Here is a 594-nt window from a genome sequence, read left to right on the forward strand (position 1 = left end):
AAAGACAAATAACGCTGACTTGATGTTGTCATTGCTCCATTTAAAAACAGCATTAACGCCAAAACGCCGGCAATAAGGTTGAAAATACCATAGCCTTCAACACCAAGTTGATGGAGTAAAACACGTACCATATACAGGTTAACTACGGTCGTAATTAGCATTTTGACGATCTGAAAAAGCGTATTTTTCGCGACCCGCTTCCCTGACATTTTCTCTTCCGAATTTAAAGTAAAACTCGACGTTTAAGTGAATTAGTTACAACAATTCATAAAAACGTCATATCAATGCAATAATTAGCATTCAGATAGTAGATAAAAGGATATTTAAGTTCTATTGCTACAGGTACCAATCAAAGCGTTTGGTACTTTTTCCCAACCTTACGTTCTTTATTGGCATTACATTTTTATGACTTTCACTTTCCACACCTCATTCTTTTACTCAACAAATCAAGTCCTGGAGAGCTGAAGAAGCATATAGTAGACTTCGCCTCCCAATGATAATGGAGAGAAATTCAATGAAACGTGTCGTTCTTTACGTCAAAGACAAATGCCCTCACTGCAAAGATGCTCAACGTTATCTTGATTCGAAAAACAT

At 36.5% G+C, this 594-nt stretch carries 1 protein-coding gene and 1 pseudogene; one reads left to right on the top strand and one right to left on the bottom strand.

What is annotated here, in order from left to right; all coding sequences use genetic code 11:
- Window positions 1-209, bottom strand: a pseudogene (locus tag R7044_RS26670) (hypothetical protein); the annotation flags it as partial.
- A gap of 305 nt (window positions 210-514) precedes the next feature.
- Here R7044_RS26670 and R7044_RS26675 point away from each other — a divergent pair.
- On the top strand, window positions 515-594 hold an 80-nt coding region (locus tag R7044_RS26675), incomplete at its 3' end, for a glutaredoxin domain-containing protein (RefSeq protein ID WP_318141747.1).

This window comes from Vibrio sp. 1402 (assembly GCF_033340275.1).